Genomic DNA, 17,558 nt, shown 5'->3' with positions numbered 1-17,558 from the left:
CGAAGCAAAGCGAGTTGATGGATTCGTGAGTTACGAATCCGTTATGCCTTTGAGCACAGCGAAACAGGCTTACAGGTAGAGTACTAGACATAGCAAAGCGGATATTCATCATTAAACCAATCTATAAAAGCCAAAAAAACGAAATGGAGTGATTTTTATGACAGAAGAAATAAAAATGTCAACGAAATACCAGCCTGCAGAAGTTGAAGCTGGACGATATGAAAAGTGGCTGGATCAAGACTTATTTAAACCAAGTGAAGACAAGAGAGCAGAACCTTATTCTATTGTGATTCCACCACCAAATGTAACAGGGAAATTACACCTTGGACATGCTTGGGATACAACTTTACAAGACATCATTATCCGACAAAAACGAATGCAAGGGTATGATGCATTATGGTTACCAGGAATGGACCATGCCGGAATCGCAACCCAAGCTAAAGTAGAAGAAAAACTTGCCCAAGAAGGAATTTCCCGTCATGATTTGGGAAGAGAAAAATTTCTAGAAAAGGTTTGGGAATGGAAAGAAGAATATGCTGAAAATATTAGAGAGCAATGGGCAAAAGTAGGTATATCTGTAGACTATAGCCGTGAGAGATTTACTTTGGATGAAGGATTAAACAAGGCAGTAAATAAAGTATTTGTAGACCTTTACAATAAAGGTCTAATTTATCGCGGTGAGTATATTATAAACTGGGATCCTAAAGCTCAAACAGCCTTATCAGATATTGAAGTAGACCATAAAGACGTGAATGGTGCATTTTACCATATGAAATATCCATTAACGGATGGATCTGGTGCGTTAGAAATTGCTACTACACGTCCTGAAACAATGTTAGGGGATACAGCAGTAGCTGTCCATCCAGAAGATGATCGTTATCAACATCTGATTGGAAAAACACTGACGCTTCCTTTAGTAGGAAGAGAATTACCAATCATCGCAGATGAGTATGTAGAAATGGAATTTGGTACAGGAGTCGTTAAAATTACTCCAGCGCATGATCCGAATGACTTTGAAGTAGGAAATCGTCATGACTTAAAACGGATTAACGTAATGAACAATGATGGTTCAATGAATGACCTTGCTGGTGATTATGCAGGATTGGATCGTTTTGAAGCTAGAAAACGGATCGTTAGTGATTTAAAAGAACAGGGATACCTGATCAAGGTGGATGAAATGGTTCATAGCGTTGGACATTCTGAACGTACAGGAGTTGTAGTTGAACCAAGGCTCTCTACTCAATGGTTCGTTAAGATGGAGCCATTAGCTGAGCAAGCTATCAATAATCAGAAAACAGAGAACAAAGTTAACTTTGTTCCTGAACGATTTGAAAAAACTTTTAATAACTGGATGGATAACGTTCATGACTGGGTAATATCAAGACAGTTATGGTGGGGACACCGTATTCCCGCCTGGTATCATAAAGAAACTGGAGAAGTGTATGTGGGTGAACATGAACCCGAAGACATTGAAAACTGGACACAAGATGATGATGTTTTAGATACATGGTTCAGTTCAGCTTTGTGGCCTTTTTCAACAATGGGTTGGCCAGATATTGAAGCAGAAGACTTTAAGCGTTATTTCCCAACCAGTACTTTAGTTACAGGGTATGATATTATATTCTTCTGGGTAAGTCGTATGATTTTTCAAAGTCTGGAATTTACAAATGAGCGACCATTTAAACACGTATTGATCCATGGTTTGATTCGTGATGAACAAGGAAGAAAAATGAGTAAATCTCTTGGTAATGGTATAGATCCTATGGAAGTTATCGATCAATACGGAACAGATGCTTTACGCTGGTTCTTGTCTAATGGATCAGCACCTGGTCAAGATGTAAGGTTTAGTTATGAAAAAATGGATGCGGCTTGGAACTTCATCAACAAGATCTGGAATGCAAGTCGTTATGTAATCATGAATTTAGATGATTTCACAACCGAAGACATTGACCTAAATGGCAAAAAATCTATTGCAGATAAATGGATCTTGGCTCGATTGAATGAAACGATTACACAAGTTACCGAATTATTTGAGAAATTCGAGTTTGGTGAAGCGGGTCGTGCTCTTTACAAATTTATTTGGGATGATTATTGTGACTGGTATATTGAAATGAGCAAAGAAATTTTATTTAATGGTTCAGAGGATGAAAAAAAATCAACTAGAAGTATCTTGATTCATGTCCTTGACCAGACTCTTCGCTTGCTGCATCCGATTATGCCCTTTGTTACAGAAAAAATTTGGGAGAATATGCCACACGTTGGAAAGTCACTAGTTACTGCTGAATATCCTACTCCTGAGAGCGCGTTTAATGACCAGGAAGCAATTGATAATATGAATATGCTGATTGATTTAATTCGATCTGTCAGAACAATTAGGGCAGAAGTTAATCGTCCATTATCTAAAAAAATCGATATATTAGTAAAAGCGAAGTCTGAGCAAGAAAAAGAATTCCTTATAAATAATCGTAGCTTCATTGAACGGTTCTGTAATCCGGAGAATTTGACCATTGATACAGAGATTATAGTACCGGATGAAGTTAAGACTTCTGTAATAACAGGAGCAGAAATATTCTTGCCATTAGCTGGATTAGTTGATTTTGATGAGGAAATCAGTCGTTTAGAAAAAGAATTAAATAAATGGACTCAAGAAATTAAACGAGTTGAAGGAAAGTTATCTAACCAGAAATTTGTTCAAAATGCTCCAGCAAAAGTAGTTGAAGAAGAACGGAATAAAGAGCAGGAGTACCATCAGAGATATTCCTCTGTTTCTGATCAGTTAGAAAAATTAAAAATGCTAAAAGGAGAATAATATGCCTAAGGTAAAAGCAGTCTTGTTCGATATGGACGGATTGATGTTTGATACTGAATCAATGTATTATCGTGCTAATCAAGCCACAGCCGACTCAATTGGAATGCCTTTTGATTATCCTTTTTATGAACGATTCATTGGAGCGAGTGATAAAGATTTCTTTGCAGCTATTCGTTTGGAACAAGCTGATGAACACCTTGCCGATCGTTTTATTAAGCAAAGTAAAGTCGATATAGAAAAAGCTTTATTGGAAAAAGCTTTACCAAAAAAAATGGGTCTGGAAAAATTACTAAAATATTTAAAAAGCAAAAATATAGAAATGATCGTTGCTTCTAGTTCGGAAAGAAATATGGTAGAGAAACTGGTGAATAATGCTGGGTTATCAAAGTATTTTACTGGAGTAGTTGGTGGAGATGAAGTTAGAGACTCTAAGCCAGATCCAGAAATATTTTTAAAAGCATTAAGTAAAACTACTGCAGATCCTTCTGAGGCACTGGTATTGGAAGACTCGTTAAATGGTGTAAGAGCCGCACATGCTGCTGGTATACCGGTTATTATGATTCCTGACTTAATCAGTCCGAATGAAGAAGCTAAAGAAAAAGCAACAGATATATTACCGGACTTAACCAAAGTAGTTGATTACATTGAAAATTAATTTAATTATTTTGAAAACTAGTTTGTAAGTTTAATAAGTAAGAGGGGGAGCGAGTAACGCTCCCTCTTTTTATTTGAAAAGGAGGAAAGTCAGTATGAAGGTTACTTCACATAAATTTACCGATGTACCTGAACAATCCAGACCAAGAGAGCGTTTAACAGAATATGGAGCGAAAGCATTAGCAAATCATGAATTACTTGCTATCTTATTAAGAACAGGAACAAAAGAGAAAAATGTTCTTCAATTGAGTATGAAAGTTTTATCCGAATTTGATAATTTGTTTATGTTGAGACATGTGACAGTAGAAGAATTAGTAAGTATTGATGGAATTGGAAACGCAAAGGCAATTGAGATGATAGCGGCGATTGAGTTTGGAAACCGAGTTGCAAGAGCTTCGCAGATAAAAGAAGGGACAGTTACATCCAGTTCATTTGTAGGTACGTTACTTCAAGAAGAGCTTGGAGGCTTACAACAAGAACATGTTATGGCACTTTATTTAAATACTAAAAATGAGATAATAAAAAAAGAAGTTGTCTTTAAAGGAAGTCTGAACAGTTCGGTAGCACATCCAAGAGAAATTTATAGGGGTGCTGTAAAATATGCAGCTGCTCGAATTATCATTGCCCATAATCATCCCTCAGGTAATCCTGAACCTTCTGAAGCAGATTTATCTTTTACAAAAAGAATGAAAAAAGCGGGAGAAATGATCGGTATAGATCTACTGGATCATTTTATAATTGGTGAAAATAGTTATGTAAGCTTGAAAGAATACGGTATTATTTAGCAAGCATCCATAATAAAATCAATTAGCAAAAAAAGAATTGATTATAGTGAAAAAGCGTTAGAGAAAAGTTTATAAATTTCAAAAAAAAGTTTATTTTTTTTGAAAAAGATTCAACCAAATGCTTGCTTTATTTAAATGCCCATGCTATACTTTACTTAGCATTTTGTTAGGGAAAGAAAAAAGTAATGTGTAAGAACATTCCGATTCGTTACCTATAGCAATAATGTGAAATAGAATGTGCTTATGGCACGAGGAGGAAAAAGTAATATGGAAAATGGTACAGTAAAATGGTTTAACGCAGAAAAAGGTTTTGGATTTATCGAACGTGAAGGCGCAGACGATGTATTCGTACATTTCTCAGCTATTAACGAAGAAGGATTCAAATCATTAGAAGAAGGACAAGCTGTAACTTTTGATATTGAAGAAGGCGCACGCGGACCTCAAGCTGCTAACGTAGAAAAAGCTTAATTAAACTTAAAAATTTTCAGCCGAGAGAGCGATATTCGTTCTCTCGGTTTTTTAATGTTATTAAATATATTTAATAATGTTAAAATAATTAAGGTTCGAAATTTTAATTCATTATACATATTTATAGATTACTCAATGTATCCTATGTTAGAATAAAACAACAAATTCATTATCTTCTATCAGTTTAATGTCAAATATATAAAAAAAGAATTAAAGTCATAAACTAATAGTGAAAAATTTTTGATAAAAAGGTACAATGAAGCAATGAATCTTTGCAATTTAAAATAACTGACTGTTAAACAAAGATCTTAATGTTTTATTTTGAGAGGGGAACGAACAAGTGCGTTGGTTTAACAATAAAGGAATCGGAATAGATTTAGGCACAGCTAACACAAATGTATATGTTGAAGGAAAAGGAATAGCACTAGGTGAACCGTCTGTGGTTGCAAAAGACAATACTACTGGTGAAGTAGTTGCAGTCGGATTAGATGCTCAGAAAATGATTGGACGTACTCCTGGCAGTATTGTTGCCATTCGTCCTATGAAAGACGGTGTCATAGCTGACTATGATACAACAATTGCTATGATGGAGTATTTTATTAGTAAAGGAATCGGCAAAAGAGCTTCAAAACCAAGTGTTGTGGTATGTGTACCGGGCGGAGGTACAGAAGTTGAAAAAAGAGCAATTATTGATGCAACAAAAATGGCTGGAGCTAAAGAAGCTTTTCTAATCGAAGAACCTTTTGCAGCAGCAATTGGTGCAGGTCTGCCAGTTAATGATCCTACAGGTAGTATGGTAGTGGATATTGGTGGAGGTACTACTGATGTAGCAACAATTTCCTTGGGTGGTATTGTCAGCAGCCGTACAATTAAAATGGCTGGAGACCAAATGGATATTTCAATCATCCATTATATCCGGAATAAATACAATTTATTAATTGGTGATAGAACAGCTGAATCCGTAAAAATGGAATTAGGATGTGCTTCAATAGAAGCAGCTCGCGAATTAGGCTCAACAGATATTAGAGGCCGTGATCTATTGACGGGTCTGCCAAAAACGATAGAAATCTCAGCAGTAGATATTGCTGAAGCTATTCAAGAAGTTGTTGATAGTATTGTTATAGCTGTTAAAGGGACATTGGAAGATACATCTCCTGAAATCTCAGCCGATGTTATCGATAGAGGAATTGTTTTAACAGGTGGAGGAGCAATGCTGAAACATTTAAGTGAAGTTATTGCTGAACAAACGGAAGTTCCTGTTTTTGTAGCAAATGATCCATTAAACTGTGTTGCCATTGGTACTGGAGAAGCATTAAATCATTTGGATCTTTACCGTAAACAAAGTAGATAATTAATAAATTCAATAATATAAAGAGGCGGGGAGGTTATCTTTCCCGCTTATTTATTGATAACAGACGCTACAGAGGCTATGTAAAGCTTTAGTATTCGGTTAGAATACACTACGATTTTGCTTTAAATTATGGTAGAATAACCAGAGCTATAATATTAGAGGTGTGACTATTGAATCAGTTTTTTACAAATAAAAAAATGATTGTCCTTTTAGTTAGTGTGATTCTTTTTGTTTCTTTGTTGTCTTTATCACTTAGCCAGTCTGGTTCAGTGACTTTTATTCAGCAATTTACAAATGATATCACAGCTGTAACAGGTAGAGTTTTTTCTAAACCTGTCAATGCAGTTAGTGACGTATTTGGTTCAATCAATAAATTACAAGATACTTTTGAAGAAAATCAACGATTGAAAAAAGAAATTGACAGTATCTATGAAACACAAGCTGAAGTAGCTGTCTTACGAGATGAAAATGAAAGAATGCAAGAAGAATTAGAGTTGAAAGATTCACTTACCGATTTTCAAACTATCTCTGGTACAGTTATTTCAAGAAATCCAGATTCTTGGGTTGATCAGGTTATCATTGACAGAGGTGAACAGGACGGTCTTGAAAAGGGAATGTCTGTTATGTCTGGAAATGGTTTGATTGGTAGAATCAGCGAAACTGATCCTACTAGCTCTAAAGTAGTTTTATTAACTAACCTTGAGGGATCTTCTAATCAGGTTTCGGCAGAAATTCTATCGGAAGAAGTGATCAATGGATTAATTACGGGATATGATACTGATACAAATAGATTGATCATGACCCAAATTACATCAACTGCTGAAATTTCGGAAGGTGAACAAGTGATTACTTCTGGATTAGGCGGTTCAATTCCTAGGTCTCTTGTGATCGGAACAGTTGATGAGGTTACAATGGATGATCACGGACTTGCGCAACAAGTATATCTAAAACCAGCAACTGACTTTGAACATATTCGATATGTAACAGTAATTGATCGTTCAGCTGAAAGCGGGGAAGAGTGATGAGTCAATGGAAAAAAATCCTCTACCCGCTACTCATGCTTTTAATTGCTCTAATATTAGATGGTGTATTTGCTGCTCAACTAAAAGGCGCATTTGATACTAATATCGGGATGATCATCCCGCACTTAACCTTGTTAGTACTATTGATATTAGTTTTTTATTTGAGTTTTCGCCATATTATAATTCTTTCTTTATTGATGGGATTTGTTTATGACAGCTATTACACTGGATACTTAGGGATTTATATGGCCATTTTTACTGTGATCGTTTATGTACTTCTGCAATTCAGAAATTTTTTTCAGCCTAATTTGATTATCTATTTACTCTTGAGTATTATAGTTGTAACCATACTAGAATTCTTTGTTTTTGGTGTATACCGGGCAATTAATATTACATCAATGTCTACTCAAGAATTTTTGCTTGAAAGACTAGGAGCTACTCTTTTATTTAATGGACTGGCTACATTGATAATCGGTTATCCTATTGATAAAATAACACAAAGTGTTGTTCAAAAAGATGAGATCAGTTTTAAAAAATAAAAAATTCAATTGTAAATTGACTGCACTAATAAGAGTAATCATATTCCAGTCTTTAACAAAGAGGTGAAGAGCTTGCAAAAGATTGTAACATTAAAAGGGACAAAAGATGGATTTCAATTATTGGTAGATCAAGCTGCTGCTTTTCAAACAGTCTTAGATGAAATATCTAAGCTGATTGAACCATTAAAGAAAGAAGCAACGGCGGATAAACCTCTCGAATTGACTATAAAAACTGGAAACAAATTATTTACAGATAAAGAAAAAAATGCAACAATCACATTGATTGAAGAAAAATCTCATCTTAAAGTAAAAAATATCGAAGCTGAAGTAGTGACTATAGACAGTGCATTGAAGTGGCATAACGAAGTCAGCCCCAAGTTACAGATCAGCACAGTCCGTAGTGGGCAGATTATTGAAGCTGAAGGAGACTTGCTGCTTGTAGGCAGCGTACATCCTGGTGGTATTGTTAAAGCAACAGGAAGCATCTTTATTTTAGGTGATCTAAGAGGAACTGCACATGCTGGAGCAAAAGGAAAAAAAGAGTCAGTAGTCGTAGCGAATTTCTCTTATGATGCCCAAGTACGAATAGTAGATCATGTTCATGTGATTGAACAGCCAGATGCAAAAGTGAGCGAGGGTTCTTCTGCAGTTGAGGTTGTTTATCTAGATGATTTACATATTTTGAGGATATCACCATTAAGTGATATTAAAAATTTGAGACCGGAATTAGGAAATGTTACAGGAGGATTAATTAATGGGTAAAGCCATCGTCATAACTTCAGGGAAAGGCGGAGTAGGAAAAACAACCTCAACCGCTAATATTGGAACAGCATTGGCTCTGCAAGGGAAAAAAATCTGTTTAGTAGATATGGATATTGGTTTAAGGAACTTGGATGTTATCTTAGGACTAGAAAATAGAATCATTTATGACATCGTAGACGTGATAGAAGGTCGTGCAAAATTACATCAGGCAATTATTAAAGATAAAAGATTTAATGATCAATTATTCTTACTGCCAGCTGCTCAAAACGCTGATAAGAATGTAATAAACGAAGAGCAGATGATTGAATTGGTTGATGAATTAAGCAAAGACTATGATTATGTTCTGATTGATTGCCCAGCTGGTATAGAACAAGGATTTAAAAATTCGATTGCAGCAGCAGATGATGCAATTCTGATCACAACACCTGAAATATCCGCCATCAGAGATGCTGATAGAATTATAGGTTTAGTTGAACAGACTAAGATCGGCTCGCCGAAACTGGTTATCAATAGAATTAGAAAACGCATGATGCAAAAAGGTGAAGTCATGGATATCGATGAAATCACTAGACATTTATCCGTAGAACTACTAGGTATTGTTTTTGAAGATGATGAAGTAGTTCGCTCATCTAATAAAGGTAATCCAGTCGCATTAGATCCAGATAATATTTCATCACAAGGTTATAGAAACATAGCAAGAAGAATTCTTGGAGAAACAGTACCGTTAATGACTCTGAAAGAAGAAAAAAAATCTTTCTGGCAAAAGTTATTCAACAAATAATGATTGACGTTGCACATTCGTTCTGGTAGAATACTAATGTTGTATTTGTGAGGCACCACAGCTACAACCGCTCGTTTTTGAGTTTTGAAGCACTGAATAAGTCACTCATAACGGCGAGTCTAAGTGCAATAGAAAGCATATAGAAATGCTTTACTAAATAAGGAGGTGCAACAAACATGTATGCAATCATCAAAACTGGTGGTAAACAAATTAAAGTAGAAGAAGGGAAAGCCGTCTACGTTGAGAAATTAATCGGAGAAGCTGGAGATTCTATTACTTTTGAAGAAGTATTGTTTGTTGGAGGAGACAACGCAGTAGTTGGAACTCCAACAGTTGAGGGAGCTTCAGTAGAAGCTACGATTGAAAAACAAGGACGTGCTAAAAAAGTAGTTACGTATAAGTATCGTCGTAGAAAAGACTCTCATTCTAAACAAGGACATCGTCAACCATACACTAAAGTTATGATCAATTCGATCAAAACTAAATAAGTGGAAGAAGGATTTACATGATTCAAGCGCAGTTTGACCGTTTGAAGAATAATGAAATCATTTCTATTGAGATTTCGGGACATGCAGAGTCTGGACCTTATGGACAGGATGTTGTATGTGCTGCAGTTTCAGCGCTTAGTATTGGTACAATAAATAGTATAATAGAAATAGCAGGACTGTCGCCTTCTATTATCATCGATGAAGAAGAGGGAGGGTATCTCTCTATGAAACTTCCAGATGGTCAGTCAGAAAAGCAGTCACATACTGCACAGATTTTATTGGAAAGTTTATTGTTATCACTCAAAAGTGTACAGGAAGAGTCCCCTGATTATATAAAAATCAAACAAAAAAATTATAATAATGGAGGTGCATTCTAATGTTGAAAATGAATCTACAGTTATTCGCTCATAAAAAAGGTGGCGGATCTACTACTAACGGACGTGATTCACAATCTAAGCGTTTAGGCGCTAAACGTGGTGATGGCCAAGTTGTTTCAGGTGGTTCAATTTTATATCGTCAACGCGGTACTAAAATCTATCCTGGAGAAAACGTTGGAAAAGGCGGAGATGACACTTTATTTGCAAAAGTGGATGGTGTTGTTCGCTTCGAACGTAAAGGTAAAAATAAAAAACAAGTTTCTGTTTATCCAGTTGCTAACTAAGATGGTAAGATAAAGGATTATTTTATCTTCATTAGCAAATTTGATATAAAACAATTAGAAATTATTTTAAGAATCAAGCGGATTTTTTATAAAAGCCGTCTTGATTCTTTTTTTCATATTTCTGAATTTCTAAATTCCTTGAGAAAACCATGATAATCAGTTAGAATAAGTATGTTAAAGAGATTAATATTTCAGCTTATAAACGATGTGTTTTTTTAAAATAGGCAGATTGTGTAGAAACTATTTTCTCGATTCCAATACACAATCAGTTATTTTTGAATATAGACGCAGAGTGATATAGAAAGGTGGGCAAAAGGTGTCGACAGATCAAATTGAAACTGTCTACCAAACACTTGATCAATCTTCTCAGGTTTTAAAAGAGGAATTACAAACTTCCTACCTGGAAGCACTGATTGAAACAGGAGAAAATTTGTTAGATAATAAGACTGTTCGGGTAATGGAAGGAAAACCTTCAAGAGAAACCCAAATTCAACTGAAAAGTATATATGAACAGCTTGACCTTTCTGAAATATCTCCTAGCGAAGTAAGACAAGGGATTCAACTTTCTATTTTAAAAGGAATGCGGGAAGACTATGTACAACCAAACCATCAAATGACACCTGATTCAATCGGTTCACTTATGGCATACATAGTTGAGACCATTGCGCCCCCTAAAACAACAACGTACCATTTATTAGATTTATCTGCAGGAACAGGGAACCTGCTTTATACAATCTATTATTTTTTAAAAAAAGATAATAGATTAATTCAATTATCAGGTATTGATAATGATGATTTATTATTATCGCTGGCAGCTGTAAGTGCTGCTTTACAAAATTTGACCGTTAACTTAACTCATCAAGATGCCTTGAGCAATTTACTGATTGATCCAGCAGATAGCATCGTATCTGATTTGCCTGTAGGCTATTATCCCCTTGACGAACAAGCCAGCGGCTATGAAACATCATTTGATTCTGGACATTCTTACACTCATCATTTAATGATTGAACAAGGAATGAGGTATCTTAAAGATGGCGGTTTTGGATTTTATCTTGTTCCAGCGAATATTTTTGAAACTGAAGAGGCTAAGTCATTATTAACCTATATTCAAAAAGCTGGTCATTTCCAAGGAATGATCACTCTTCCAAAAGAAATATTCAAAACAGAACAATCAAGAAAATCAATCTTGATTGTACAAAAAAAAGGTGAAAATACAACCCAAGCCAAAGAAGTTTTACTAGCTACCACACCGGATTTCAAAAATATTGCAGCAATGCAGGAATTTCTAAAAGAAATTAATCAATGGAAACAAACCCAGTTTAAAGAATTATTTTAAAAACAAAGAGGAGAGACTTGGATGACTAAAACAATCGCAATAAATGCTGGAAGCTCTAGCTTGAAATGGAAATTATTTGAAATGCCTGAAGAAAAAGTACTAGCTTCTGGTATCGTAGAACGTATTGGATTAAACGATTCGATTTTCACAATCAAATATGGTGAAGGTAAAAAATATGAAGATGTACTGGATATTAATGATCATGAATTAGCAGTTGAAATGTTATTAAAACAACTTACTGAACTAAATATCATTGAAAGTTTTGATGAGATTACCGGAGTAGGACATCGCGTAGTTGCAGGTGGAGAGATATTTGATGATTCAGCACTAGTCAATGATGAAGTTATTAAGCAAATTGAAGACTTATCTGAGTTTGCACCATTACACAACCCTGCCAATGCAACAGGAATAAAAGCATTCCGTAAAATTTTGCCAGACATTACAAGTGTAGCTGTCTTTGATACTTCATTCCATCAGACAATGCCTAAAGTAAATTATATGTACAGCATCCCTAAAGAGTATTATACAAAACATAATGCACGTAAATATGGTGCTCATGGGACTAGTCATAAATATGTAGCTGAAAGAGCTGCTGATATGTTGGGAAAACCAATTGAAGATTTAAAAATCATTACGTGTCACTTAGGAAATGGTGCATCTGTTACAGCTGTTGAAGGTGGAAAATCAATTGACACTTCAATGGGATTCACACCATTAGCAGGTGTAACAATGGGGACTCGATCTGGAGATATTGATGCTTCTTTACTTCCATTCTTGATGGAAAAAGAAGGAATAGAAAATATAAATGATATGGTTTATATTCTAAACAATGAGTCAGGTCTGAAAGGTCTTTCTGGAATTTCTAGTGATATGCGTGATTTAGAAGACGCTGAAGCTACCAATGAAGATGCAGCTTTAGCATTACGTATCTTTGAAGATCGCGTAAGAAAATATATTGGTTCATATGCAGCTACTATGAATGGTGTGGATGCAATAGTTTTCACAGCTGGAATCGGCGAAAATGGTGTAGAAACACGTGAAAATATTATAAACGGTCTAACGTTCTTGGGAGCGGAACTTGATCCTGAGAAGAATAATGTACGTGGAAAAGAACGCTTTATCTCTAAAGAAGATTCTAAAGTCAAAGTATTATTAGTTCCAACTGATGAAGAAGTAATGATTGCTCGTGATGTAGAAAAACTTAAATAAGCTATTTGAACGTAAAAAAACATTCTCCAGAATCTTGGAGAATGTTTTTTTTATTTATTTAATTGTTTCATTTTTTAAATCTGTTCTAACAACCATGACATCACATCTTGCATGGCGGATGACGTATTCAGAAACAGAACCTACAAATATTCTTTCGACTGCATTTAAACCGGTAGCTCCCAACATAATTAAATCAATATTTTCTGATTCAGGTATCTGTTTAGCTATGATAACTTTCGGAGACCCAAACTCTAAGACTACTTCAACTTCAGATAATCCTTCTTTTTTAGCGTATTCCTTATATTCTTCTAAAATATTTTTTGCTTCTTCCCGGGCGTTGTCAGCGAGCGAGCCATCAAATGTAGAAAATGACTGATAAGCACGAGTGTCAATAACATGAGCAAGTACAAGTGATGCATTATTACGTTTAGCTACTTCAACAGCTTTTCGAAAAGCCTTCTCCGCTTCTTGGGAGCCATCTACTGCGACTAAAATTCTTTTGTATTCTTGTAACATAATTTCCACTCCTTTAAATAGTTTTCTTACTGTTATTATACTAGAAATTCTTTAGTAATATACACTAATAAGGAATAAATATAAATAAAAAAATAGAAAACCACCCTACGAAAGCAGGGTGGTTTGAACATCTAAGTACAAGAAATCCGATGGTGCCGGTTGATTGTCGTATTTGGTTGAACCCGCACAATAGCAGGTGGGCTTCACCAGAAAAACATCTGACGTCCAAGTGATAAGGCATGTCATAAATTTTCCTTTTAGAATCCCGATTCAAAAATAAAAATGTTCGGTCAACACAGTTAGTCGACACCGCGTACACCTCAGAAATCTTATCCTTATAATAGCATGGTAAATAGAATTTGTCAATTAGGAGACTTAGCTTTATGAGACTATTTAAACAATATTTACTAGTAGCAAACGTTTTTTTATTTAAAGATTAAATTTCTCATACTGTTTTGCTAATGCTTCTTCGAATTTACTAGAAGGATTCGGTAAATAATAAGTTTCAGATTTTAGTGTGTCTGGTAGATACTGTTGACTGACCCATGACCCGGGAAAATTATGAGGATACTTATAAGAAACTCCACGATCAAGATCTTTTGCACCTTTATAGTGAGAATCTTTAAGGTGATTAGGTACTTGACCACTTTTACCATTACGCACATCACTTAAAGCTTTATCTACGGCAATTATGGCTGAGTTTGACTTTTGCGAGAGTGATAATTCAATTACTGCGTTTGCTAACGGAATACGAGCTTCGGGCAAACCGAGCTTCTCAGCGGCTTGTACAGCTGTTACAGCTCGAGCTGACCCGGCAGGATTCGCTAGACCTATATCTTCATATGCGGTCACCATTAAACGCCTACAGACAATCTGTAACTCGCCTGCTTCAAGTAATCGAGCTAGGTAATGAAGAGCTCCATGCACGTCACTACCTCGAATAGATTTCTGGAAAGCAGAGATTACATCGTAATGCGCATCACCATCTTTATCATGCGTTAGAACTTTTCGCTGTAAACATTCTTCAATGACTGGAAGTGTAATATGAATCATTTTATCTGCAATAGGCTTGGTTGATTCAGCTGCTAATTCCAGTGCATTTAAAGCACTTCTCAAGTCACCGTTTGTACCTCTGGATAAATGTTTCAAAGCTTGCTCTTCAACTTTTAGTTTTAAGTGTCCTAATCCTTTTTCTGTATCATCGATTGCACGAAGTAGTGCCGATTGTATTTGAGATTCTGTTAAAGGATACAATTCGAATATTTGGGAGCGGCTTCTGATTGCTGGATGAATCGATATATAAGGATTTTCAGTAGTTGCTCCAATCATGATGATTCGACCATTTTCAAGATGCGGTAAAAGAAAATCTTGCTTTGGTTTATCTAAACGATGAACTTCATCTAAAAGTAAGATAACTGTTCCGCTCATTTTAGCTTCTTCAGCTACAATTTGTAAGTCCTTTTTTGTATCTGTCGCAGCATTAAGCATACGAAAAGCGTACTTAGTTGACCCGGCGATTGCACTAGCTATACTAGTTTTCCCGATTCCAGGGGGGCCATAAAGAATCATTGAAGATAATCTTTTAGCTTCAACCATTCGCCAGATAATTTTTCCTTCACCAACAAGATGCTCCTGACCAACAAGCGTATCAATAGAAGTTGGCCGCATTCGATATGCAAGGGGTTGACTCAAATCAAGGACTCCTTTCTGTTAATCTTATCTTTAGTATAACACGGTATTAAATGAATCTCTATTTATTTGAACATAAGTTTGTATGTCGTTATAGAGATATCTGTAATCTTATACTGTCTCAATGAGAGACTTTGTGATAATATGTAAGTTGAATCAGCTCCAAGAAAGCAAAGATGAGGTTTGAATAATGATGAATATTAAAGATATAATCAAGACAAATAAACTTGAAAAATTAGTTTTAGAAGGTACCTTCGGAATTGAAAAAGAAGGTATACGTGTAGACGACAATCAAAAGCTTGCTCTAACGGACCATCCAGAATTGTTAGGGGATCGTTCTTATCATCCGTATATTCAAACAGATTTTAGTGAAGCTCAATTAGAATTGGTTACTCCCCCCGAGCAATCTTTAAAAGAAACATTTAAATGGCTAAATGCATTGAATGATGTTGTACAGCGGTCCGTTGAATCAGATGAATATATCTGGCCATTCAGTATGCCAGCTTGTCTTCCGGAAACAGAACAGATTCCAATCATAAGAGTTCGTGATCAGAAGGAAGTTGAGTATAGAGAAAAACTTGCCGAAAAATATGGAAAGAAAAAGCAGCTGATCAGTGGGATACATTATAATTTTTCTTTTTCAGAACAATTTGTTAAAAGCATATTTGAGCATCAGAGAGAACATGACTCAATTAAAGAAGTGAAAAATGAACTGCATTTAAAATTAACAAGAAATTTTTTGAGATATCAATGGATATTGACTTATTTATATGGTGCTGCGCCATTTGCACATCACTCTTTTTTTGAACAAGCAAAAGAAGAGATACCATTAACAAAACCAGTTAGAAGCGTGCGAAATAGCTCGATGGGATATCATAATTCAACTGATGTGATTGTAAGATATGATGAGGTTGCACACTACGTCAATGATATTGAACAATTAGTAGCTGAAGGTACATTAAGTGAAGAGCGAGAGTTTTATGGTGCTGCACGTTTGAGAGGAAACGCTAAAAAAATCGATCAGTTAAATCATACGGGAATTGAATACGTTGAATTTCGTCTGTTCGATTTAAATCCTTATAGTAAGCTTGGAATTACAAATGAACAAGCTCGCTTCATTCATCTGTTTTCTATTTTAATGATTTGGATAGAAGATTCAAAAGCAAAAGAAGCTATCAAAGAAGGTACAGAAAAAAACGAACAGACAGCTTCAGAAGATCCATTTGCTAAATCAGCTTATTATCAAGAAGGAATGGAACTTTTACAAGAGATGCAGGCAATAGCTAGTGAATTAAAAGTCGAATCTGAATACTTTGAAGTCATTGACCAGGCTATTGCGGCCTTAGAAGATCCATCTCAAACACTAGCAGCCCGATTGACCCAACAGATTGATTCAGTCGATCAGTATTTAAAAGTAGGACGAAAACTTGGTACTCAGTATAAGCAAGAAGCAAAGGGAAAACCGTATTTACTAAATGGATTTGAAGGAATGGAGATGTCTTCACAGTTACTCCTGTTTGATGCTCTTCAAAAAGGAATAACAGTAGAAGTATTGGATGAAAATGATCAATTCTTGAAATTGCAGTATAAAAGTCATGAAGAATATGTAAAAAATGCTAACATGACCGCCAAAGATACCTATATTTCTCACTGGATCATGGAAAATAAGACGGTAACGAAAAAAATATTAAAGAGTAAAGGTTTTAATGTTCCAGATGGTGAAGAGTTCCAATCTTTAGAAGAAGCAACAGCAGCGTATTATAAGTTTAAGAATCGTTCAGTCGTGGTAAAACCAAAATCAACAAACTATGGATTAGGTATTTCGATATTTAAGAACTCTCCTCAAGAAGAAGATTTTAAAGAAGCACTGGAAATTGCTTTCAAAGAAGATACAGCCATACTAGTTGAAAAATTTGCAACTGGAACGGAATATCGCTTTTTCATATTAGATGGAAAAGTGAAAGCTGTGCTGCATAGAGTTCCGGCAAACGTAAAAGGAGACGGCAGACAGACGGTTAGAGAGCTGATTGAACAAAAAAATATGGATCCGCTTAGAGGAACAAACCATAGAGCGCCTCTTGAAAAGATAAAATTTGGTAATGTTGAAGCATTGACTTTAAAAGAACAAGGATATACATTCGACAGTGTACCTGAATCAGGAGAAATCGTTTACCTTAGAGAGAATTCAAACATTTCAACTGGTGGAGACTCAATAGATTATACAGATAAAATGCATTCAAGTTATAAAGAACTTGCATCAAGAATGGCAGTACCACTGGGAGTGAAAGTTACAGGAATCGATCTGATTATTCCTGATTACACTAAACCAAGTACTCCAGAGGATCCAGGTTATACTGTAATTGAAGCAAATTTCAATCCTGCTATGCATATGCATGCTTTTGTCACCGAAGGAAAAGGTAGAAGATTGACCAGAGACATTTTAGAAATGCTATTTCCAGAATTGTATTAAATCGAAACCAGGAAGAAT

At 35.4% G+C, this 17,558-nt stretch carries 17 protein-coding genes, 1 other RNA gene and 1 other annotated feature; of the genes, 15 read left to right on the top strand and 3 right to left on the bottom strand.

From position 1 onward, the window contains the following. The first annotated feature begins 157 nt into the window (after window positions 1–157). The 14 genes from BM212_RS05785 to BM212_RS05720 all read left to right on the top strand — a co-directional run bounded on the left by BM212_RS05785 (window position 158) and on the right by BM212_RS05720 (window position 12,865). Window positions 158–2,809 carry a valine--tRNA ligase gene (locus BM212_RS05785; RefSeq protein WP_091897139.1) on the top strand — a complete coding sequence of 884 codons (2,652 nt, stop codon included), beginning with the start codon at window positions 158–160 and terminating at the stop codon, window positions 2,807–2,809. Window position 2,810: 1 nt separating this feature from the next. Then, a complete protein-coding gene (locus BM212_RS05780) occupies window positions 2,811–3,464 on the top strand; it encodes an HAD family hydrolase (RefSeq protein WP_091897136.1) in 654 nt (217 codons plus the stop codon). Between the two features lie 94 nt (window positions 3,465–3,558). Next, complete coding sequence (gene radC, locus BM212_RS05775; protein ID WP_072694569.1) at window positions 3,559–4,248, top strand: RadC family protein; 690 nt, start codon at window positions 3,559–3,561, stop codon at window positions 4,246–4,248. Between the two features lie 267 nt (window positions 4,249–4,515). After that, window positions 4,516–4,716, top strand: coding sequence for a cold-shock protein (locus tag BM212_RS05770; RefSeq protein WP_034302391.1), 201 nt, complete (start codon window positions 4,516–4,518; stop codon window positions 4,714–4,716). A 340-nt stretch (window positions 4,717–5,056) separates the two neighbouring features. Next, window positions 5,057–6,067 (top strand): rod shape-determining protein, encoded by a 1,011-nt coding sequence (locus tag BM212_RS05765; RefSeq protein ID WP_072694570.1) that lies wholly within the window; start codon window positions 5,057–5,059, stop codon window positions 6,065–6,067. Window positions 6,068–6,237: 170 nt separating this feature from the next. Continuing rightward, window positions 6,238–7,089 (top strand): rod shape-determining protein MreC, encoded by an 852-nt coding sequence (gene mreC, locus BM212_RS05760; protein WP_091897132.1) that lies wholly within the window; start codon window positions 6,238–6,240, stop codon window positions 7,087–7,089. After that, entirely contained in the window at window positions 7,089–7,628 is a 540-nt protein-coding gene (gene mreD, locus BM212_RS05755; protein ID WP_091897129.1) for a rod shape-determining protein MreD, read from the top strand. The genes mreC and mreD overlap by 1 nt, the downstream gene beginning before the upstream one ends. A gap of 72 nt (window positions 7,629–7,700) precedes the next feature. After that, the gene (locus tag BM212_RS05750) at window positions 7,701–8,390 is read left to right on the top strand and encodes a septum site-determining protein MinC (RefSeq protein WP_177206354.1); all 690 of its coding nucleotides are present in this window, start codon (window positions 7,701–7,703) and stop codon (window positions 8,388–8,390) included. Beyond that, complete coding sequence (minD, locus tag BM212_RS05745) at window positions 8,383–9,171, top strand: septum site-determining protein MinD (protein ID WP_091897122.1); 789 nt, start codon at window positions 8,383–8,385, stop codon at window positions 9,169–9,171. The genes BM212_RS05750 and minD overlap by 8 nt, the downstream gene beginning before the upstream one ends. A gap of 55 nt (window positions 9,172–9,226) precedes the next feature. Then, window positions 9,227–9,302, top strand: a sequence feature (ribosomal protein L21 leader region). A gap of 45 nt (window positions 9,303–9,347) precedes the next feature. Then, window positions 9,348–9,659, top strand: coding sequence for a 50S ribosomal protein L21 (gene rplU, locus BM212_RS05740; RefSeq protein ID WP_091897119.1), 312 nt, complete (start codon window positions 9,348–9,350; stop codon window positions 9,657–9,659). Between the two features lie 17 nt (window positions 9,660–9,676). Then, window positions 9,677–10,036, top strand: coding sequence for a ribosomal-processing cysteine protease Prp (locus BM212_RS05735; RefSeq protein ID WP_091897114.1), 360 nt, complete (start codon window positions 9,677–9,679; stop codon window positions 10,034–10,036). 8 nt (window positions 10,037–10,044) lie between these two features. Continuing rightward, complete coding sequence (gene rpmA, locus BM212_RS05730) at window positions 10,045–10,320, top strand: 50S ribosomal protein L27 (RefSeq protein ID WP_269466211.1); 276 nt, start codon at window positions 10,045–10,047, stop codon at window positions 10,318–10,320. A 316-nt stretch (window positions 10,321–10,636) separates the two neighbouring features. Continuing rightward, window positions 10,637–11,656 carry a class I SAM-dependent methyltransferase gene (locus BM212_RS05725; RefSeq protein ID WP_091897111.1) on the top strand — a complete coding sequence of 340 codons (1,020 nt, stop codon included), beginning with the start codon at window positions 10,637–10,639 and terminating at the stop codon, window positions 11,654–11,656. 21 nt (window positions 11,657–11,677) lie between these two features. Then, window positions 11,678–12,865 (top strand): acetate/propionate family kinase, encoded by a 1,188-nt coding sequence (locus BM212_RS05720; RefSeq protein WP_091897108.1) that lies wholly within the window; start codon window positions 11,678–11,680, stop codon window positions 12,863–12,865. Between the two features lie 54 nt (window positions 12,866–12,919). On the opposite strand, the gene BM212_RS05715 is transcribed toward BM212_RS05720, so the two are convergent. From BM212_RS05715 to BM212_RS05705, 3 genes are all read right to left on the bottom strand, one after another. Then, the gene (locus tag BM212_RS05715; protein WP_091897105.1) at window positions 12,920–13,381 is read right to left on the bottom strand and encodes a universal stress protein; all 462 of its coding nucleotides are present in this window, start codon (window positions 13,379–13,381) and stop codon (window positions 12,920–12,922) included. A 139-nt stretch (window positions 13,382–13,520) separates the two neighbouring features. Continuing rightward, a non-coding RNA gene (ssrS, locus tag BM212_RS05710) (6S RNA) lies at window positions 13,521–13,711 on the bottom strand. Between the two features lie 99 nt (window positions 13,712–13,810). Continuing rightward, complete coding sequence (locus tag BM212_RS05705; RefSeq protein ID WP_072694581.1) at window positions 13,811–15,073, bottom strand: replication-associated recombination protein A; 1,263 nt, start codon at window positions 15,071–15,073, stop codon at window positions 13,811–13,813. A gap of 187 nt (window positions 15,074–15,260) precedes the next feature. Here BM212_RS05705 and gshAB point away from each other — a divergent pair, with 187 nt between their 5' ends. Then, window positions 15,261–17,540, top strand: a complete 2,280-nt coding sequence (gshAB, locus tag BM212_RS05700; RefSeq protein ID WP_091897102.1) for a bifunctional glutamate--cysteine ligase GshA/glutathione synthetase GshB — start codon at window positions 15,261–15,263, stop codon at window positions 17,538–17,540. Window positions 17,541–17,558: the final 18 nt, after the last annotated feature.

It is taken from the genome of Marinilactibacillus piezotolerans (assembly GCF_900114235.1).
GTDB classification, from domain to species: domain Bacteria; phylum Bacillota; class Bacilli; order Lactobacillales; family Carnobacteriaceae_A; genus Marinilactibacillus; species Marinilactibacillus piezotolerans.
The sequence above is the reverse complement of the archived record's forward strand: the minus strand, read 5'-3'. Positions and strand labels throughout refer to the sequence as shown.

Excerpts from the sequence above, each read along its gene's own strand:
- BM212_RS05720 (WP_091897108.1), top strand. The coding sequence starts at position 11,678 with ATGACTAAAACAATCGCAATAAATGCTGGAAGCTCTAGCTTGAAATGG.
- rplU (WP_091897119.1), top strand. The coding sequence starts at position 9,348 with ATGTATGCAATCATCAAAACTGGTGGTAAACAAATTAAAGTAGAAGAA.
- mreD (WP_091897129.1), top strand. The coding sequence starts at position 7,089 with ATGAGTCAATGGAAAAAAATCCTCTACCCGCTACTCATGCTTTTAATT.
- gshAB (WP_091897102.1), top strand. The coding sequence starts at position 15,261 with ATGATGAATATTAAAGATATAATCAAGACAAATAAACTTGAAAAATTA.
- BM212_RS05780 (WP_091897136.1), top strand. The coding sequence starts at position 2,811 with ATGCCTAAGGTAAAAGCAGTCTTGTTCGATATGGACGGATTGATGTTT.
- BM212_RS05715 (WP_091897105.1), bottom strand. The coding sequence starts at position 13,381 with ATGTTACAAGAATACAAAAGAATTTTAGTCGCAGTAGATGGCTCCCAA.
- BM212_RS05735 (WP_091897114.1), top strand. The coding sequence starts at position 9,677 with ATGATTCAAGCGCAGTTTGACCGTTTGAAGAATAATGAAATCATTTCT.
- BM212_RS05770 (WP_034302391.1), top strand. The coding sequence starts at position 4,516 with ATGGAAAATGGTACAGTAAAATGGTTTAACGCAGAAAAAGGTTTTGGA.
- minD (WP_091897122.1), top strand. The coding sequence starts at position 8,383 with ATGGGTAAAGCCATCGTCATAACTTCAGGGAAAGGCGGAGTAGGAAAA.
- rpmA (WP_269466211.1), top strand. The coding sequence starts at position 10,045 with ATGAATCTACAGTTATTCGCTCATAAAAAAGGTGGCGGATCTACTACT.
- radC (WP_072694569.1), top strand. The coding sequence starts at position 3,559 with ATGAAGGTTACTTCACATAAATTTACCGATGTACCTGAACAATCCAGA.
- BM212_RS05785 (WP_091897139.1), top strand. The coding sequence starts at position 158 with ATGACAGAAGAAATAAAAATGTCAACGAAATACCAGCCTGCAGAAGTT.